Origin of the sequence: Pedococcus sp. NPDC057267 (assembly GCF_042668795.1) — a bacterium.
In the GTDB taxonomy this organism is placed as follows: Bacteria; Actinomycetota; Actinomycetes; order Actinomycetales; family Dermatophilaceae; genus Pedococcus.
The window spans coordinates 91,742-110,032 of the sequence record NZ_JBHUYG010000004.1; the positions used below are offsets into that span (position 1 = coordinate 91,742).

Consider the following 18,291-nt stretch of genomic DNA (forward strand, 5'->3'; position numbering starts at 1 on the left):
CGCTCGGTCGCCGTCCGGTCGCCGGGACGTTTCCGGCTGTTTTCTTGACTCGTTCCAGAAAGTGCGCGAGGGTGCCGGTATGCCGTCCCGCACCGATGCCGAGCGCGCCCTGCGCGCCGCGTCGCTGCGCGTGACGCGCCCCCGCCTGGCGGTGCTGTCCGCGGTCCACGAGAACCCCCACGCGGAGACCGACGTCATCGTCGGGGCCGTCCGCGAGGAGCTCGGGCAGGTCTCCACCCAGGCCGTCTACGACGTGCTGCGCGCGCTCACCGCTGCCGGGCTGCTGCGTCGCATCCAGCCGTCCGGCTCGGTCGCGCGCTACGAGTCCCGCGTCGGGGACAACCACCACCACGTCGTGTGCCGCTCCTGCGGGGCGATCGCCGACGTCGACTGCGCGGTGGGCCACCGGCCGTGCCTCGACGCCTCCGACGACCACGGCTTCACGATCGACGAGGCCGAGGTGACGTACTGGGGCCTGTGCCCCGAGTGCGCCGCCTGAGCCCCGCAGGCGAGCCCCCCCCGGGGCACACCGACTGCCAGACGAACCACCGCGAGAACCGAACCCACCGGACCACCGAAGAGAACGACGAGAGAGGTACCCCGAGTGAGCGAGCAGTCCGCCACGCAGCAGCACGGCAGCGAGAGCGAGAACCCGGCGATCCCCGCGCCCGAGCCCAAGGGCAACCGGCCGCAGACCAACCAGGACTGGTGGCCCAACCAGCTCGACCTGCGGGTGCTGCACCAGCACAACCCCGCGTCGAACCCCCTGGGCGCCTCCTTCGACTACAAGCAGGCCTTCGCGGGCCTGGACGTCGAGGCGCTGAAGGCGGACCTCACCGCCCTCATGACGGACTCCCAGGACTGGTGGCCGGCCGACTTCGGCCACTACGGCGGCCTGTTCATCCGCATGAGCTGGCACTCGGCGGGCACCTACCGCATCGAGGACGGCCGCGGCGGTGGCGGCCAGGGCGCGCAGCGCTTCGCCCCGCTCAACAGCTGGCCCGACAACGCCAACCTCGACAAGGCCCGTCGCCTGCTGTGGCCGATCAAGCAGAAGTACGGCTCGGCGATCTCCTGGGCCGACCTGCTCGTCCTCGCCGGCAACGTCGCCCTGGAGTCCATGGGCTTCGAGACGTTCGGCTTCGGGTTCGGGCGCGAGGACATCTTCGAGCCCGAGGAGATCTACTGGGGCCCGGAGAGCACATGGCTGGGCGACGAGCGCTACAGCGGTGACCGGGAGCTGTCCAACCCTCTCGGCGCGGTCCAGATGGGCCTGATCTACGTCAACCCGGAGGGCCCCAACGGCGAGCCCGACCCGCTGAAGGCCGCGCGCGACATCCGCGAGACGTTCCGCCGCATGGCGATGAACGACGAGGAGACGGTGGCCCTGATCGCCGGCGGCCACTCCTTCGGCAAGACCCACGGCGCGGCCTCGGCGGAGTACGTCGGGCGCGAGCCGGAGGGCTGCCCCATCGACCACCAGGGCCTGGGCTGGAAGAACACCTACGGCTCCGGCAAGGCCGGCGACACCATCACCAGCGGCCTCGAGGTGACCTGGAGCGCGACGCCGACCCAGTGGGGCGCGGGCACCGGCTTCTTCGACCGCCTCTTCGGGCACGAGTGGGAGCTCACCAAGAGCCCCGCGGGCGCGTGGCAGTGGGTGGCCAAGGACGCCGACGAGATCACCCCCGACGCGTTCGACCCGGCCAAGAAGCACCGCCCGACGATGCTCACGACCGACCTGGCGCTGCGCGTGGACCCGGACTACGAGCCCATCTCCCGGCGGTTCCACGAGAACCCCGACGAGTTCCGGCTCGCGTTCGCGAAGGCCTGGTACAAGCTGCTCCACCGCGACATGGGCCCGGTCTCGCGCTTCCTCGGGCCCTGGGTCCCGGAGGCCCAGGTGTGGCAGGACCCCGTCCCGGCCGTCGACCACGAGCTCGTGGACGCGTCCGACGTCGAGGAGCTCAAGACGGCGCTGCTGGCGTCCGGCCTGACCGTCACCCAGCTCGCCGAGACCGCGTGGGCCTCGGCGGCCAGCTTCCGCGGCACCGACAAGCGGGGTGGCGCCAACGGCGCCCGCATCCGCCTCGAGCCGCAGCGCAGCTGGGAGGCGAACAACCCCGAGCAGCTTGCCCGGGCGCTCGAGGCGCTCGAGGCTGTGCAGCGCGAGTTCAACGACAAGCAGACCGGCGGCAAGCGCATCTCGCTCGCCGACCTCATCGTCCTCGGCGGCGTCGCCGCGGTGGAGCAGGCCGCCCGTGCGGGTGGCCACGAGGTCAGCGTGCGGTTCACCCCCGGCCGTACCGACGCGAGCCAGGAGCAGACGGACGTCGAGTCGTTCGCCGTCCTCGAGCCGCGGGCCGACGGCTTCCGCAACTACGTCCGAGAGGGCGAGAAGCTGCCGCTGGAGACGCTGCTTCTCGACCGCGCGTACATGCTGCAGCTCTCCGCGCCGGAGATGACGGTGCTCGTCGCCGGTCTGCGTGCGCTCGGCGTCTCCGCGGGCGACGGGAAGCACGGCGTCCTCACCGACCGCGCCGGGGCCCTGACGAACGACGTGCTCGTCAACCTCCTCGCGCCCGGCACCGAGTGGAAGGCCTCGCAGACCGACCCGAACGTCTACGAGGTCAAGGACGCCGCCACCGGTGAGACGAAGTGGACCGCCACCCCGGTCGACCTCGTCCTCGGCTCGAACTCGCAGCTGCGGGCGATCGCCGAGGTCTACGCCGGTGCCGACGCCCGGGAGAAGTTCGTCCAGGACTTCGCCGCCGCGTGGGCCAAGGTCATGGAGCTCGACCGCTTCGACCTGCGCTGACCCCACTGCCGGGCGCGGGCCCGGCCTCCCACACGCGTGTGCCGCGTGGTCGCCTCGACCACGCGGCACACGCGCGTCCGGGGCCGCCGCCGAGGGGTGGGGCCGGCGGGTGAGGGCGGTGCGTGAGGTCGCTGGGCGGGGCACAGCCGGCCGTGGGTAAGGACTGTGCCAAGGAACCCCCACCGCCCCGGGGCGCGCTGCTAGGTTGCGCTCGCTTCATCAACGCCCAGGGGAGGGACGGCGCACATGCGCGCACGACTTTCGCGGGTCGGGGGGATCGTCGCGGCGGCCGTGCTGGCCACCGGTGTCCTCGCCGCACCCGCGCACGCGGAGACCACGACCATCACCGGAACCATCACCGCGGCCGACACGGGGTCACCCGTCGCTGCCTGCGTCGCCGTCTACGACACCAGCTACGACGCGGCGGCCTACACGTGCACCGACGACGGGGGCCACTACACCGCCGACGGGCTGACGGCCGGTGCCTCCTACAAGGTGTGGGTCGACGCCCAGGACAGCACCTACCGCAGCGGCTGGGCCGACGGCGCCGACGCGTTCGAGACGACGACGGCCTACACCGCACCGGCCACCGTGGACGCCTCGCTCCAGCTGGCCAGGGCGGTCGGCGACGGCACCATCAGTGGCACGCTCACGGCCGCCGACACCGGGGCCCCGATCCAGGGCTGCCTCGACCTCTGGACCGACACCGGGGACTACCTCGAGACCAGCTGCGAGGTCGGCGAGGACGGCTCCTGGCAGTTCACCCGGCTGTCCGAGGACGTGGGGTACACGATCCACGCGACGACCTGGGACGGCGAGCACGTCGGCGAGTGGTACGACGGCAAGGCCGGTCAGCAGGACGCGACCGTCCTGCACGCCCCGGCGACCGTGGCCATCGCCCTCGACCTGGGCGCCCACCTCAGGGGGACCCTCCTGCGCCCCGACGGGGCCCCCGCGTCGTGGGTCAACGTCTCACCCGAGCCGGTGGACGGCTCCAGCGCCCCGGACGGCGCGTACACCGACGAGGACGGCCACTGGGACGCGCTCGTCCCTGCCGGCACGTACCGCGTGCGCTTCGACGCCTACCCGGCCGTCCAGTGGGCCTTCGGGAAGGAGACCGCTGCCGAGGCGGACGCCGTGACCGTGTCGCCCGGTGCGACCGCCACGGTCGACGACCGGCTCCTGCCCGGGGCAACGGTCGCAGGCCGCATCACCGCGGACGGGACGCGGGCCCCGGTGGAGGGTGCCTGTGTCGACGTCGTGGCGCTCCGGTTCGACGGCGACGTCAGCGTGGCCCAGGCCTGCACCGACTCCGACGGGCGGTACAGCGTCGACGTACCCGTGAAGGGCACCTTCGCCGTCAAGGTCACCGATCCCCAGGGTCGCTTCGCCGGGGAGTATGCCGGCAACACGCGCAAGCGCGACCGGGCGACGACGTACACCCTCGCGCGGGGTGACACCGTCACGGTCGATGCCGGGCTGGCGCCCGGGGCGCAGGTCACCGGCACGGTGGTGGACTCGGTGACCGGTCGCCCGGTCGCGAACGTGTGCCCCTTCGCCTACCTGGGCAACGCCGGCGCCGCGGACCCGTGGAGCACCAAGGAGTGCTCGAACGACCGAGGCGTCTGGACCCTGCGTGGGCTTCCCGCCGGGTCGTACGCGGTGCGCCTGGACGGTGGCCCGGGCAGCCCGTACGCGGGGACCTGGGCCTTCAAGGCCGCCACCCAGGCCAGCGCCGATCTCATCACGGTCGACACGGGTCAGGTCAAGGCGGTCCGGCCGGTCAAGGTATCCACAGGTGGCACGGTGAGCGGGGTCGTGACCGACCCCGCCGGCCAGCCCGTCGAGGGCGCCTGGGTGTCGATCGACGACGGGTGGCCGGGTAGGGCCGGGCCGGGGGAGGGTCGCTACACCGCCCAGACCGACGCGCAGGGGCGGTACACCATCACCGGTGCCCCCCTCGGTGACCACCCGGTCTTCGTGTACTCCGGCTACGGCTCGGACCTGGCGCCCGAGTGGTCCGGGAACTCCGCGACCAAGGCCGGGGCCTCGACGATCCGGATCCGTGCCGGGAGGACCACGGACTTCGACGCGCAGCTGGCACCGGGTGCCCACATCAGCGGGGACGTCCTGACCGCGTCGGGTACGCCCTCGACCGACTACTGGCTCGGGTTCGTCTACGCCGCCGACGGCACCTACATCGGTGACTTCGACGTCTACGGCGGCAACACCTTCACCACCACCGCCCTGCCGGCCGGGCGCTTCACCCTGCGCCTGGAGAACGCCGACACCGGGCAGACGACGTGGTACGACGGCGCGGCCACCAGGCGCGACGCGACTCGCGTCCGGGTCACCGAGGGCGGCCAGGCGCAGGTGACGGTGCACCTGCCCTGACCGGTCCCGCACAGGGGTATGCCGCGTGGTCGCCTCGACCACGCGGCATACCCCTGTCTCGCGCAGGCTCGCCCGGGCGTCGTCGCGCCGGGAGGGTCAGGGGTACCCCGTGAAGGTCAGCGGTAGTTGGTGAAGGTCAGGGCGACGTCGAGGTCGTCCTTGCCCTTGAGCAGCGCCTGCACCGCCTGGAGGTCGTCGCGCGACTTGCTGGTGACCCGCAGCTCGTCGCCCTGGATCTGGGACTTGACCGACTTGGGGCCCTCGTCGCGGATGATCTTGTTGATCTTCTTGGCGTTCTCCTGGCTGATGCCCTCCTTGAGGCCCAGCTCGAGGCGGTACTCCTTGCCGGACAGCTGCGGCCCGCGCTCGGGGACGTCGAGGTGCTTGAGCGAGACCTTGCGCTTGACCAGCCAGGTCTGGAAGACGTCGAGGACGGCGTTGGCGCGCTCCTCGGTGTTCGCCTTGATGATGACCTTGTCCTGGCCGCTGGCCTCGATCGAGGCGCCGACGTTCTTGAAGTCGTACCGCGTGGCGACCTCGCGGGCGGCGCTGTTGAGGGCGTTCGCGACCTCCTGGTGGTCGATCTTGCTGACGATGTCGAACGAGCTGTCGGCCATGGGTGGGTCCTTCCTGTGGCGCCGGAGGCCCGGTGCGGGCAGCCCACGTCGGCGCCGGTTTCGGCAATCGTGGTGGTCCTTGCTATCCTTCCACGCGCACCAGGCGGGTTGCCCGAGCGGCCAATGGGAGCGGACTGTAAATCCGTCGCGAAAGCTACGAAGGTTCGAATCCTTCACCCGCCACCCCGTGCATCGAAGGGCCCCCGACCAGCGGAGACGCCGGTCGGGGGCCCTTTTCGACCTACCGGGCTGGTCCCGGCGGCTCGCGTAGCGGTTTCGGCGAGGCCCGCGGCCGCATCCTCCCTGCGCGGACTGACTCACGTCCCGCCGAAGGCGCCGTTCATGCCGGGGGCGTTGCCGTCCCTGGTGTGCAGTGAGGCGTGCCAGCGCTGGCCGTACTCGCTGTCGTCGTGCTCGGGCGGTGGTTCGGGGTCGGAGCCGTCCCAAGCCGCGTAGCCGCCGAAGAGGCCGAATGCCGCCTCGCTGTTGATCGCCTCACGAGCCAGGGCGTGCAGCGTGGTCGCAGGCAGGGTCCCGGTGAGGGCTCCCGGACGCTGTCGCTCCCCGGCGGCGCACAGATGGGCCAGAGCGGTGATGTCGTCCGATCTCAGGTGGGCGCCGGTGAGCAGGTGGGCCTGCACCGTGGTCAGGACGACCTGTCGAGCGTCGGGACCGATCACCTCCAACGCTTCGACGAGGACGTGCTCGAGGGCGTCGACGGGCGCCGTGCGTAGCAGGTAGCGGTACTGGCGAACGACTTGGTCATCGGCCTCGGGCCCGGTCGGGTCAGCGCCGTGTCGGTCGGGTCGTCCGAGTCGGCTCATGCGTGCTCCTCGTGGATGCGACTGCCGGCCCGGGGTCACGTAGCCAGTCGAGGCTGCGATGGGGCTGGGCCGGAATCAAGTGTTCCACCGCCCGGGGAAACCGGTCCTCCATCGTGGGGCGTAGACGGCGCCCGGGGTCCTGTTCTGCGCCGTTTGCGTGAGGTGGGCGGCACCGACGGAAGCCACCATGAGGAAATGGCCGACCGCACCGTGCCTGTCGCCGCGGCGGTCCGAGAAGCCCCAGTCCTCGACCCCGGGCACTCGGCCACGTGGGCGTTCATCGGCCGTTGGGCGGCATACCTGGGTGCGTTCGGGTTGTTCACCGAGTCGATCCTCTTCCTGCTGGACTCCCTGAACATCCTCACCCCGGCAGTGCGGGAGCCGGCTGCCGGGCGCAGTGCCGACCTCCGGGTGGCCGCTCACTACGAAGGGTGGTTCGCGCGTCAGCACGCCATCTGGTGGGACATCGCGCTACGGGACAGCCTCGGTCCGCTGGGGCTGCTGTCGCTCGTGGTCGCGGTGGTGGCGCTGGTCGGCTGGCTGCAGCGTCGCGACCCCGCCGCGGTGCTCCTGGTGGTGCTCTTCGGCATGGGCGCACTGCTCAGCGCGGTCAGCGACCTGGCGTACCTGAACCTGGTGAGCTACTGGCGCTTCGACTGGGGCCACGCGACGACGGTGAACATGATCGCCAGTGGGCGAGCGGTCGAGGCAATCGACTCCATCACGTTCTACCCGCAGGCCGCCGGCTTCCTCCTGCTCGCCCTGTCTCTCTGGTGCCTGTGGGTGCTGGCGCGGAGCGAGCCGCGCATTCCACGCTGGGCGGCTCGGGTGGCGTGTTCCGAGGCAGTGGCACTGCCGCTCGTCGTGCTCACGTCGATCGTCGGGCCGCAGGTGGTGTACTCGGTGCTGGCGTTCCTCACTGGGGTTCTCCTTGGACCGCTGTCGGCCATGGGCCTTGCCCGCACGCTCGGCCGCGACGTCGGGGCGCATGGCGACGGGTCTGGCGCTGACGTCAACTCGCTGGGTAGCGGGGCTTGACGAAGGGACGCCGCAGTCACCCGAGATGTGTTGCTCCCTGCCCGACGAGCACCGGCAGGCCGTCCTCGCGGCCATCCAGCGAGATCTGGTCACGGGCCAGCGGCTGCACTCCCACGACGCCGCTGGCACCCCGCCCACGAGGGCAAGGCCAAGGAGAGCGGCTTCATCGACGCCTACTGCGGAGGCAGGGGGGATTCCCCACCACGGTCAACGTCCCTGAATCCGGGTCCGCCGCCCTTGCCGGAGCCGCGCTGCCACACCAGAACCTCGAACCTCACCCGGCCGGCGCCTGGTGCTGCGGATGGCCGAGCGGGTCCGCCAGGGCACCAGCACGGTGCTCTCCGGAGCGGATCGGCCTAGCGTCCGGCCGGCGGCCCGTCCTGCCGCGGAATGGAGGCATGGGCGTGCGCGGTGGCGACCACGGCCGCGACCGTCGCCAGCTCGTCCTCGGTGCGTGGCCCGAAGAGCATGACGAAGCCGGCGGACAGCCGGGTGCCGGCCCACGGGTGGGGCACGCCCCATCCGTGGGCGACGAGGTCCGCCGCGTGGGCCGGGGGCAGGGCGAGGTGCATCGAGCCGTCGTACCCCGGGTGCAGGTGCGCGAACTCGCGGGCCTCGGGGACGAGGTATGCCGCGTCCGGCCCGGTGCCGCCGGGGAGCGTGAACGCGCGGGCACCCGGCACCGAGATGAGTGACGGTCCCACCTGCACCCCCTCGAGCGCGCTCACCAAGGCGAACAGCCGTTCCTGCAGCTCGGGCGGGGCGTTCTGCGACCGCTGCTGCTGCGGGATGTCCCACGAGACCTCGGGGGCCGTGCCCTCGCGCCGGGGGAGCCGACCGGAGCCGATGAGGTCCCACCTGACGTCCACCGGGGCGCCGACGGGAGCCCTGCCCTCGGACTCGAGGTGGACGAACCGCTCGCCGAGCCACGCCGCGAGCCGGCGCACGGTCGCCACGGCGAGTCCGTGCCCGCCGGGGTCACGTCGCCCGACGGTCGGGGCCCCGGACTCCGTGTGCAGCCACGACCAGGTGCGGTCGAGCAGCTCGCGGGGGATGACGTGGTCCGCCTCGCCCTGCGCCACGAGGACGGGGAGGTTGGCCAGGCGGCCGCGGTCGAGGGGCACGCCGGCGTCGAACGGGAGCGTCCCGTAGAGGATCGCCGCCCCGGCATACCGCCCGGGGTCGGAGAGCACGAGGCCGCCCGCGAAGGCGGCCCCGCCGCTGAAGCCGACGAGCACGACGGGCCGTCCGGCCGGCGCGACCCCGTCGAGCCACTCCCGGAACCACGCCATGGTCTCGGCGAGGGACGAGGCCACCGGGCGACCGATGCCGCGGTTGGCGAACCATGCGAAGCCGCCGCCCTCGGCGATCGGGGCGCGCACGGCGGCATACTCCACTCCTGCGGGGAGGTGGGCCGTGAGCCCGATGATCTCCTGCTCGTTCGAGCCGCGGCCGTGGAGCAGGACCACCAGCGGGGCTGACGGGTCGGCTGCTCCGCGGGTCGCCACGACCGGCGCCGGGAAGGTCGGCGCGGTCCTCATCAGGCGTCCTGCGGGACGAGCTCGGCGGCGGTGCGCACACCCGACCACCGGTCGACCTCGGCCGCGAGGTCGAGGCGCTCGACAGGGGCCGCGTGCTCGAACTCACCCCACGAAGCCCGCGGAAGCATCCACATGACCTCGAACTCGTTGCCGTCGGGGTCCTGGCCGTACAGGCTCTTGGTGGCGCCGTGGCTGGACTCGCCGGTGAGGGCGCCGAGGCGCAGCAGGGTGCTTCGGGCCTCGACGAGCTCGTCAACGGTGTCGACCTGCCAGGCGAGGTGGTAGAGCCCGAGCGCGCCGCGCGGTCGCGGCGGCTGCGGGCCCACGCCGAAGAGGCCGAGGTCGTGGTGGTTGCCCGAGCGGGGAAGTCGCAGGAAGGCGGCGTTGGCCCGGGGTTCCTGCGCGACGACCTGCATCCCGAAGGCCTGCCGGTAGAAGTCGAGACTGCGGTCGAGGTCGCTGACGAACAGGACGGCATGGTTGAGCCGGACTGCGTTGGCGGTCATGGTGCTGGGTTTCCTCTCGGGGGGTGCGGTGGTGTGCCGGGGGCGGGGGTCAGGCGACCACGCCGAAGCCGCCGGTCCACGAGATCTTCTCCGTGGCGGCCAGGGTGATCTGGAGGAAGCCGAGGGCCTCCAGCTCGCGGGCGCGGCGCAGGGTGCCCGCGTCGATCGCCTTGAGGCCACCGCTGGTGACGATGCCTGCCAGGGTCGCCTTGGCGTCTGCGTCGTCGCCGGCGATGAGGACCGTGGTCGTGAGCTCCCCGACGGTCCCGGAGGCCAGGGTGCCGGCGAAGTTGGTGTTGAACGCCTTGAGGACGTGGGACTGGGGGAGCGCCGCGGCCAGCTCGGCGGCCGCCGAGCCGTCGGCGGGAACGGTGAGCGAGTCGAAGGTCTCGAAGTCGAGCGGGTTGGTGATGTCGACCACGATGCGTCCGGCGAGCTCGCTGCCGTGCCGGGAGACGATGTCGCCGAGGGCGGAGTGCGGGACGGCGAGGACGACGACGTCACCGAAGCGGACGTCGGCGTCGTCCTTGCCGACGAAGGTGACGGTGTGGCCGCCGCGACCGGCGACCGCTGCGATCGCCTGGGCCATGGTGCCGGTGCCGAGAATCGAGATGTGAGCCATGAGGTGCCTCCTGGGAAGTGGTGCCGTTTTGGTTGTCGATACAAGTAACGTCAGGGTGTCGAAAGTTGTTCCTACAACTGAAGACGTTACGCTCGAGGGCATGACGACGCGATGGCTGGATCCGCAGGAGCGCGCAGCGTGGCTGCGGCTCGCGGCCGTGCTGGAGCTCCTTCCAGCCGCGCTGGACGCACAGCTGCGGCGGGACGCCGGGGTGAGCCACTTCGACTACTTCGTGCTGGCCATGCTCTCGGAGGCCCCGGAGCGCACCCTGCGCATGACCGCCCTCGCACAGCGGACGAGCGCGTCGCTTCCCCGCCTGTCCCACGTCGTGCACAAGCTGGAGAAGCGTGGCCTGGTCGAGCGGTTCCCGTGCCCGGAGGACCGGAGGGCGACGAACGCGCGGTTGACCGGCGTCGGATGGGACCTCGTGGTCGAGGCGGCACCCGATCACGTCGCGACGGTCCGCCGGCTGGTGATCGACGCCCTCACGCCGGCGCAGGTGGGACAGCTGGAGCGCATCGGCGATGCGGTGCTGGGCCGGCTGGACCCGGAGGGCCGGGTGCGATCCCTGCTGGACCCGGAGGGCCGGGTGCGATCCCTGCTGGACCAGGACGCTTCGCACGTGGACGCGCCCGGAACGAGTCGAGGGGCCTGATGCTCCGAATCATCCCGACCCAGGTCGTGTGCCGTGTCAACGGTCGGCCGAGAGTGCCGAGGTGGCGTACGCCTGCACCTGCGCGAGTGAGCGGCTGATCACGACCGTCACGACGTCGTGGCGAAGCCACGCATACACCACGCGCCGCGCGCCCGTCCTGTCCGTGGCGTCGGAGACTCCCACTCGCTGGCCGAGGACCCTCTGCTCGGTCGCCGGCGCGAAGGCGCCTGCGGCAGAGGCCAGCACTCCCTCGAGCAGGGGATTCTCGAACGCGGATCGCGAGGCGGAGGACCGGTTCTTCACCGTGGAGGGGTCGAGCTGGAACTCCACCAAGGTCACGGTCTCCCCACTGCCTCCATGGACCCAATGGACGGACGACCCCGTCACGAGACCGGGGATCCAAGCGTTCAGGCCGTCGACGGTCGCCGAGATGTCGATCCGGGCTGCTTCGGCTGGGGTGTAGTCCTCGTAGGAGAAATCCGAGACCTGGACCAGCGCCGGTTCCCCCGGCCGGGCGGGGTGCGACGGGCTCGCCTGACCCGAGCACGAACCCAGCGCCATCGCGGTGACGACCGCGCCCGCCGCCAACCACTTCCTCATCTGCCGCCCCCGTCGTCGTCCATGTGGGCTGTTCGCGCACAGCTGCCCGCGCGCATGCACGGGTGGTTGTCCGGGCACTCCCTAGCGCGGCCCCGTGTGACCACGCTCGATCTGCTGGCGCAGCGCGGTCAGGGGCGAACGTCCCGCGGTCGGCTCACCCGGTTTACGCGAACCCGCACGTCGGCGTCGCACGCAAGCGCGAGGCCCTCACGTCGCCGGCTTGCGGGACCATCGCCTCTGCACCGTCCGCCCCGGTGCCAGCCAGTCTGGGCGGCACGGGGTGTGGCCGGTCGGCCGGGCCCGGGGGGAGGTGGCCGCCATGACGACGGAGTGGAAGCAGGATCGTCCCACGGGGACGCAGGTCGAGGTGCCGGGCGAGGAGGGACCGTCGCCACACCGTCGGGGAGGGCGCAGGCGCTGGTGGATCGTCTTCTGGGTCGTGGTCGGCCTCCTCGTGCTGGCGCACCTCGGTGGCGGCTGGTACCTGTCCGGCCGCATCTACTCCAGCGCCCTGGCGTCGACGCCCGCGACCGGCACCCCGGCATACGACGACGTGAAGGTGAGTGCCCTCGGTGGGGGCAGGGTGACATTGCAGCGCCTGCCGGACGCGGCCGAGAACTTCGACGCCCCGGGCCGGTACGGCCTCGCCTGGCAGGGCGGAACGGGTGTCGTCGGTCCTGCCACCCGCAACGCGGACGGCACGGTGACCCGGCCGTTCGGCCTCGTCAGTGGCAGGGCTCCCACGGTGGGGCAGTCCGCCGCCGTCGATCGAGCGGTCTGGTTCACCCCTGAGGCGGCCACGGGCCGGACACCGACGTCGGTGGACATCGCCGGGATGCCGGCGTGGCTGTTCGGGTCCCGGGCAGGCGCCTCGACCGGCGCCACGGTCATCTTCGTTCACGGGCAGAACGGCACGCGGCTCGACGGGCTGCGTCTCACCCGGACCGCAATGGCCCGGAACGCGGTCCTCGACATCACGTACCGCAACGACGTCGGCGCGCCCAAGGACCCGTCGGGCCGGCTCGGGTACGGCGCGACGGAGTGGCGTGACCTCGACTCGGCCGTCCAGTGGGCCCTCGGGCACGGCGCGACGAGCGTCGTCCTGGCGGGACAGTCGATGGGGGGCGCGGTCGTTGCGGCCTTCATGGAGAACTCCCCGCGCCGCAGCGAGGTCACGGGCCTCATCCTGGACGCACCGGCGCTCTCGCTGGCCGACATGGTCACGTACGGCGCCCGCGACATGCTGCCGGGGAGCCGCGCAGTTCCCGCTTCCGTCCTGTGGTTCGGCGAGCGTTTCGCCAGTGCGCGGTTCGGGGTGGACTGGCAGGCGATCGACTACGTGCGCGACAGCTCGTGGGTACGGGTGCCGACCCTGGTCCTGCACGGGACGGCTGACCCGTCGGTCCCTGTCGAGCTGTCGCGCAGGCTTCACGCGGCTCGACCGGACCGGGTGCGGCTCGAGGAGTTCCCGGGCGCGCTCCATGCCGAGTCCTGGAACTTCGACAGCGCACGGTACGACGCGCTCGTGAGCGCCTTCCTGCGCAGGGTCGGCTGACTCCGTCAGGGGGCGGGCTCTGCGCGGCAGCCGCAGCTCTCCCGGTGCTCGATCTCCACGGGCAGCCGGACCACCCGGCGAGGGGCGAAGGGGTCCTCGAGCCGACGCATGAGCAGCTGCACGGCCTGCGCCCCCATGGCGTGGAACGGCTGGGCGGCGGCGGTGAGCGCGGGTGACATGGCGCTGGCCCACTCGAAGTCGTCGAACGTGACGAGCGCGACGTCCTGGGGGACGCGCCGGCCGCCCTGCTTGAGGGCCAGCAGCGCACCGATGGTCATCGCGTTGTTGCCGCTGAAGATCGCTGTCGGCGGCTCGTGGAGACGCAGCATGGCCGTGGTGCCCGCGCGTCCGCCGCCCACCGTCGAGTGGGCCGGGACGACGAGCCGAGGGTCCATCGGCACCCCTGCGAGCTCGTGCGCCCGGGCGTAGCCGCGCCTGCGCTCCTCGGTCGTCGACAGGCCCTCGAGCCCCGTGAGCATGCCCACGCGGCGGTGACCCAGCTCGAGCAGGTGCTCCACCAGCGCGACGGACACGGCCTCGTTCTCGGTGCCCACCTGGTCGCAGCGCACGTCGCTCATGCGGTCGACGAAGACGAACGGCGTCTCGTGCTTGCGCAGGAGCGGCAGGGTCTCGGACTGGAAGCCCGTGGTGGGGGCGATGACGATCGCCTCGACGTTGTGTGCCAACAACATCGACACGGCATCCGCCTCGCGCTGCACGTCGTCGTGGGTGTCGCACAGCAGCAGCGCGAACCCGGCGCGGCTCGCCTCGGACTCCACGCCCTGGATGAGCTCGGCGAAGTAGGGGCTGGAGGCGCCCGTGATGGCCAGGCCGATGGCGCGACCCGACCGCGTGCGGACGGCCATGGGCGGCGGCTCGTAGTCGAGGGTGCTCATCGCCTGCCGGACCCGGTCCCGGGTGTCGGGCGAGACGAAGCGGGTGCCGTTGACGACGTGGGACACCGTCGAGATCGAGACCCCCGCCAGCGTGGCGACGTCTGCGAGCCGAGGGGTACGCCGCGCGGGCTTCACCGTGGCATCGTCCCGGGACGCCGAGTTTTCGCGCAAGCATTTGCGCAAACCATTTTCCCGGGCGGCCGACGCTCCTACTGTGACGGAAGCCCGGAGGTATCACGCCGAAGGTCACGAGTCCCGACCAACGCCGCTTAGGCCTCGAACCAGGAGAACGCACATGAACCGGCACAGCAGGACGCGGACGGCTGCAGCGGCCGTCGCGCTCGCATCGACGACCGCCCTCGCCCTCGGGGCGTGCAGCACCACGAAGACGTCCGGCCCGGGTGCGGTCGGCAGCAGCGGAGGATCCAAGGGCCCGATCAAGATCGGGCTCGTGACCAAGACCGACAGCAACCCCTACTTCGTCAAGCTGCGGGAGTCGGCCAAGGCCGAGGCGCAGAAGAACGGTGACACCCTGATCGCCCTCGCCGGCAAGTTCGACGGCGACAACGCGGGGCAGGTCACCGCCATCGAGAACCTCGTCCAGCAGGGCGTCAAGGGCATCCTCATCACCCCGAGCAACTCGGCCGGCGTGCTGGGGGCCATCAAGAAGGCGCAGGACGCCGGCGTCATCGTGATCGCGCTCGACACGGCGACCACGCCGCCCGACGCGGTCGCGGCGACCTACGCCACCAACAACGAGCAGGCCGGCAAGCTGCTCGGCCAGTACGTCAAGGCTCGCCTCGGCAGCACCAAGCCGCAGATCGTCGCGATGGACCTCGACCCCAGCGCCTCGGTCGGCATCCAGCGGCACAACGGCTTCCTCGAGGGGATGGGCCTGCCGCTCCAGACCCCGGACATCATCGGCAGCGCCCTGACGCAGGGTGACCAGACCAAGGCCCAGGCGGCCATGGAGAACCTCCTGCAGCGCGTCGGCGGCCAGGTCAACGTCGTGTACGACATCAACGAGCCGGCCGCCCGGGGCGCCTACCAGGCCCTCAAGGAGAAGGGCATCGCCGACAAGGTGCTCGTCGGCGCGATCGACGGCGGCTGCGCCGGCGTGCAGAACGTCAAGGACGGCCAGTTCGTCGCCACCGTGATGCAGTTCCCGAAGAAGATGGCCGAGGACGGCGTCAACGCCGTCGTCGAGTACGCCAAGTCGGGCACCAAGCCCAGCGGCTTCATCGACACCGGCGCCACCCTCATCACCGACAAGCCCGTTCCCGGTCTCGCGTCCAAGGACACGACCTGGGGCGCCGCGAACTGCTGGGGCTGACGATGTCGACCACCTCGGGAACCGCCGCCCAGCACCGGGGCCGCGGCGACGGCATACGCCGGGCCTTCGCCCGCAACCCCGTCCTCGGGCCGACGGCCGCGCTCGTCATCGCCATCGCGTTCTTCTCGGTCAGCACGAGCACGTTCTTCAACATCGACAACTTCTCGCTGATCGTCCAGCAGTCCGTCGTCATCGGGACCCTCGCGCTGGGCCAGACGCTGGTCATCCTCACGGCCGGCATCGACCTCGCGAACGCGGCGATCGCCGTCTTCGGGACGCTCCTGCTGACCCGGCTGACGATCGGCGGCCTGCCCAGCGGCCTGGCCATCCTCGCCGGCCTCGTGGCCTGCACCATCGCGGCGACCATCTCGGGCCTGCTCGTCACCAGGGTCAAGCTGCCCCCGTTCATCGTCACCCTCGGCATGCTCGCCGTGATGACCGCGGTGACGAACCTCTACAGCACGGGCACCACCTTCGCGGTCCCGGACGGCGCGCTCACGTGGCTCGGCACGTCGCTCTACCTCTTCGGGCGCGTCCAGTTCACGCTCGGCATGATCCTCGCGGCGATCCTGTTCGCGGTCATGTGGTTCGTCCTGGGCAAGACGGCGTGGGGCAGGCACGTGTATGCCGTGGGCAACGAGCCCGAGGCGGCCCGCCTCACCGGGATCCATATCGACCGGACCCTCGTGAGCGTCTACCTCGTGGCCGGGCTGATCTACGGGTTCGCCGCGTGGATGGCTCTGGGCCGGACGCCGACGGCCGACCCCAACGCCTACCAGACCGGCAACCTCGACAGCATCACCGCGGTCGTCATCGGCGGCACGAGCCTGTTCGGTGGGCGTGGTGGCGTCGTCGGCACGGTGGTCGGTGCCCTCATCGTGGCGATCCTGCGCAGTGGCCTGACCCAGATGGGCATCGACTCCAACTACCAGAACCTCGCGACCGGCGTGCTCGTCATCGCAGCCGTCGCGTTCGACCAGGCGACCCGCAGGAGGGCGTGATGGACACCGTGACGCGAAGCGAGACCGCACCGGGCGGCACGGCCACCCGTGAGCCCGTGATGACCGGCCGCGGCCTGGTCAAGCGGTACGGCCACGTGACGGCCATCAACGGCGCGGACTTCGACCTGTACCCGGGCGAGGTCCTGGCCATCGTCGGCGACAACGGAGCCGGCAAGTCGAGCCTGGTCAAGGCGCTCACCGGCGCCCTGCAGCCCGACGCGGGGACCATCACCCTCGACGGCGACGAGGTCCGGTTCCACTCGCCGATCGACGCGCGCCGCAAGGGGATCGAGACCGTCTACCAGACCCTGGCGGTGGCGCCGGCCCTCGACATCGCGAGCAACCTCTTCCTCGGGCGCGAGCGGCGGCGGGAGGGCGTGCTCGGCCGGTTCCGGCTGCTCGACAAGAAGGGCATGCGCGCCGCGGCCCGCGACGAGCTCAACTCGCTCGGCATCGCCACCATCCAGGACATCTCCCAGACCGTCGAGACGCTCTCGGGCGGCCAGCGGCAGGCGGTGGCCGTGGCCCGGGCGGCGATGTTCGGCAGCAAGGTCGTCATCATGGACGAGCCGACCGCTGCCCTCGGCGTCCGCGAGACGGCGCAGGTGCTCGAGCTCATCCGGCGGATCAAGGAGCGGGGGCTCCCGGTCGTCCTCATCAGCCACGACATGCCTGCGGTGTTCGAGGTGTCCGACCGCATCCACGTCCACCGGCTCGGGCGGCGTGCCGGCGTGGTCGAGCCGAGCCGGGTGTCCATGAGCGACGTCGTGTCGTTCATCACCGGTGCGGAGGAGATCCCTGCGGACGTCGACATCGCCGGTGCCGGTGCCGGTGCCGGTGCCGGGCGAGGGGGTGGGCCGTCGTGACCGTCGTGGTGGGCTACATCCCCACCCCGGAGGGCCTGGCGGCGGTGGACCACGCGATCGAGTTCGCCGAGCGGGAGCGCGCGCGCCTCGTCGTCGTGAACACCGGCCACCACGGCGACAACGCCCACGCGCTGTTCGCCACGGCCGCCGACCTCGACGCCCTGGACGCCAAGCTGGACGGCCTCGGGATCGAGCACGAGATCCGGCAGCCCACGGCAGCGTCCTCGGCCGCGCAGGAGATCCTCGCCGCGGCCGAGGAGGTGTCGGCCGAGCTCATCGTCATCGGGATCCGCCGGCGCTCGCCCGTCGGGAAGCTCGTCACGGGCAGCACCGCCCAGCGGGTGCTGCTCGACGCCGAGTGCGCGGTGCTCGCGGTCAAGGCCCCGTGAGCGCGCAGGCCCCGCCCGTCGCGCCACGGGACGTCGAGCACCTCCGCGACCTCATCGGTCGGATGCGGGCTGCCTCACCACCCGGGCGGCGCACGATCGTCGGGGTGGTCGGCGAGCCCGGTGCCGGCAAGTCGACCCTGGTTGCGGAGCTCGCCGAGGCCCTGGGGCCCGAAGCCGCACCCGTTCCGATGGACGGTTTCCACCTCTCCAACAAGGTGCTGGACGACCTGGGGCTGCGCGAGCGCAAGGGAGCGCCCGAGACCTTCGACGCGCACGGCTTCGTCCAGCTCCTCGAGCGGCTGCGCGACCAGCGCGAGGACGTCGTCTACGCGCCGGAGTTCCTCCGCGAGCACGACGAGTCCATCGCCGGCCGCATCGCCGTCACGCGTGACACCCCCGTCGTGCTGGTGGAGGGCAACTACCTCCTGCTCGACGAGCACCCGTGGCTGCAGGTGCGCCAGCACCTCGACGCGGTCTGGTTCCTCGACCTCGACCACGACGAGCGACTGCGCCGGCTCGCGCTGCGGCACCGGTCCTTCGGCCGTGCCGAGGCCCAGGCCTGGGAGCGGGCGCGGACCCACGACCAGGTCAACGCCGAGCTGGTCCGGCGCACCCGCGTCCGCGCGGACCTCGTGG

At 71.8% G+C, this 18,291-nt stretch carries 18 protein-coding genes and 1 tRNA gene; 12 read left to right on the forward strand and 7 right to left on the reverse strand.

What is annotated here, in order from left to right; genetic code table 11:
• The first annotated feature begins 79 nt into the window (after positions 1-79).
• From ACFUC1_RS02200 to ACFUC1_RS02210, 3 genes are all read left to right on the forward strand, one after another.
• Positions 80-499 (forward strand): Fur family transcriptional regulator, encoded by a 420-nt coding sequence (locus ACFUC1_RS02200; RefSeq protein WP_379116266.1) that lies wholly within the window; start codon positions 80-82, stop codon positions 497-499.
• A gap of 105 nt (positions 500-604) precedes the next feature.
• On the forward strand, positions 605-2,818 hold the full coding sequence (gene katG, locus ACFUC1_RS02205) for a catalase/peroxidase HPI (protein WP_379116267.1): 2,214 nt from the start codon (positions 605-607) through the stop codon (positions 2,816-2,818).
• A gap of 246 nt (positions 2,819-3,064) precedes the next feature.
• On the forward strand, positions 3,065-5,212 hold the full coding sequence (locus ACFUC1_RS02210) for a carboxypeptidase regulatory-like domain-containing protein (protein ID WP_379116268.1): 2,148 nt from the start codon (positions 3,065-3,067) through the stop codon (positions 5,210-5,212).
• Positions 5,213-5,328: 116 nt separating this feature from the next.
• Here ACFUC1_RS02210 and ACFUC1_RS02215 read toward each other — a convergent pair whose 3' ends face one another.
• The gene (locus tag ACFUC1_RS02215; protein WP_379116269.1) at positions 5,329-5,829 is read right to left on the reverse strand and encodes a YajQ family cyclic di-GMP-binding protein; all 501 of its coding nucleotides are present in this window, start codon (positions 5,827-5,829) and stop codon (positions 5,329-5,331) included.
• Between the two features lie 102 nt (positions 5,830-5,931).
• On the opposite strand from ACFUC1_RS02215, the gene ACFUC1_RS02220 reads away from it, so the two are divergent.
• A tRNA-Tyr gene (locus ACFUC1_RS02220) sits at positions 5,932-6,012 on the forward strand.
• A 134-nt stretch (positions 6,013-6,146) separates the two neighbouring features.
• Here the strand turns inward: ACFUC1_RS02220 and ACFUC1_RS02225 are convergent.
• Positions 6,147-6,653: a hypothetical protein gene (locus tag ACFUC1_RS02225; RefSeq protein ID WP_379116270.1), complete on the reverse strand. Its 507-nt coding sequence runs from the start codon at positions 6,651-6,653 to the stop codon at positions 6,147-6,149.
• A 195-nt stretch (positions 6,654-6,848) separates the two neighbouring features.
• On the opposite strand from ACFUC1_RS02225, the gene ACFUC1_RS02230 reads away from it, so the two are divergent.
• Positions 6,849-7,691, forward strand: coding sequence for a hypothetical protein (locus tag ACFUC1_RS02230; protein ID WP_379116272.1), 843 nt, complete (start codon positions 6,849-6,851; stop codon positions 7,689-7,691).
• Positions 7,692-8,047: 356 nt separating this feature from the next.
• Here ACFUC1_RS02230 and ACFUC1_RS02235 read toward each other — a convergent pair whose 3' ends face one another.
• Genes ACFUC1_RS02235 through ACFUC1_RS02245 form a run of 3 tightly spaced genes read right to left on the reverse strand, consistent with a single transcriptional unit; the run spans position 8,048 to position 10,360 of the window.
• Complete coding sequence (locus tag ACFUC1_RS02235; protein ID WP_379116273.1) at positions 8,048-9,232, reverse strand: phospholipase; 1,185 nt, start codon at positions 9,230-9,232, stop codon at positions 8,048-8,050.
• A complete protein-coding gene (locus tag ACFUC1_RS02240; protein WP_379116274.1) occupies positions 9,232-9,738 on the reverse strand; it encodes a VOC family protein in 507 nt (168 codons plus the stop codon). Before ACFUC1_RS02240 ends, ACFUC1_RS02235 begins: the two co-directional genes overlap by 1 nt.
• Positions 9,739-9,787: 49 nt before the next feature.
• The gene (locus ACFUC1_RS02245) at positions 9,788-10,360 is read right to left on the reverse strand and encodes an NADPH-dependent F420 reductase (RefSeq protein WP_379116275.1); all 573 of its coding nucleotides are present in this window, start codon (positions 10,358-10,360) and stop codon (positions 9,788-9,790) included.
• Between the two features lie 100 nt (positions 10,361-10,460).
• Between ACFUC1_RS02245 and ACFUC1_RS02250 the strand changes: the two genes are divergently transcribed.
• On the forward strand, positions 10,461-11,015 hold the full coding sequence (locus tag ACFUC1_RS02250; protein ID WP_379116276.1) for a MarR family winged helix-turn-helix transcriptional regulator: 555 nt from the start codon (positions 10,461-10,463) through the stop codon (positions 11,013-11,015).
• A gap of 36 nt (positions 11,016-11,051) precedes the next feature.
• Here the strand turns inward: ACFUC1_RS02250 and ACFUC1_RS02255 are convergent, their stop codons facing one another.
• A complete protein-coding gene (locus ACFUC1_RS02255; protein WP_379116277.1) occupies positions 11,052-11,615 on the reverse strand; it encodes a hypothetical protein in 564 nt (187 codons plus the stop codon).
• A 319-nt stretch (positions 11,616-11,934) separates the two neighbouring features.
• On the opposite strand from ACFUC1_RS02255, the gene ACFUC1_RS02260 reads away from it, so the two are divergent.
• Positions 11,935-13,170 carry an alpha/beta hydrolase family protein gene (locus ACFUC1_RS02260; RefSeq protein ID WP_379116278.1) on the forward strand — a complete coding sequence of 412 codons (1,236 nt, stop codon included), beginning with the start codon at positions 11,935-11,937 and terminating at the stop codon, positions 13,168-13,170.
• Positions 13,171-13,175: 5 nt separating this feature from the next.
• Here the strand turns inward: ACFUC1_RS02260 and ACFUC1_RS02265 are convergent, their stop codons facing one another.
• Positions 13,176-14,201: a LacI family DNA-binding transcriptional regulator gene (locus ACFUC1_RS02265; RefSeq protein WP_379116279.1), complete on the reverse strand. Its 1,026-nt coding sequence runs from the start codon at positions 14,199-14,201 to the stop codon at positions 13,176-13,178.
• 160 nt (positions 14,202-14,361) lie between these two features.
• Here ACFUC1_RS02265 and ACFUC1_RS02270 point away from each other — a divergent pair, with 160 nt between their 5' ends.
• From ACFUC1_RS02270 to ACFUC1_RS02290, 5 genes are all read left to right on the forward strand, one after another.
• Positions 14,362-15,399 (forward strand): substrate-binding domain-containing protein, encoded by a 1,038-nt coding sequence (locus tag ACFUC1_RS02270; RefSeq protein WP_379116280.1) that lies wholly within the window; start codon positions 14,362-14,364, stop codon positions 15,397-15,399.
• Between the two features lie 2 nt (positions 15,400-15,401).
• Positions 15,402-16,400: an ABC transporter permease gene (locus ACFUC1_RS02275; RefSeq protein WP_379116281.1), complete on the forward strand. Its 999-nt coding sequence runs from the start codon at positions 15,402-15,404 to the stop codon at positions 16,398-16,400.
• Entirely contained in the window at positions 16,400-17,266 is an 867-nt protein-coding gene (locus ACFUC1_RS02280) for an ATP-binding cassette domain-containing protein (protein WP_379116282.1), read from the forward strand. The genes ACFUC1_RS02275 and ACFUC1_RS02280 overlap by 1 nt, the downstream gene beginning before the upstream one ends.
• Positions 17,263-17,655 carry a universal stress protein gene (locus ACFUC1_RS02285; protein ID WP_379116283.1) on the forward strand — a complete coding sequence of 131 codons (393 nt, stop codon included), beginning with the start codon at positions 17,263-17,265 and terminating at the stop codon, positions 17,653-17,655. Before ACFUC1_RS02280 ends, ACFUC1_RS02285 begins: the two co-directional genes overlap by 4 nt.
• Positions 17,652-18,291 (forward strand): nucleoside/nucleotide kinase family protein (locus tag ACFUC1_RS02290; RefSeq protein ID WP_379116284.1); only part of this gene is annotated, 640 nt, incomplete at its 3' end. The genes ACFUC1_RS02285 and ACFUC1_RS02290, both read left to right, overlap by 4 nt.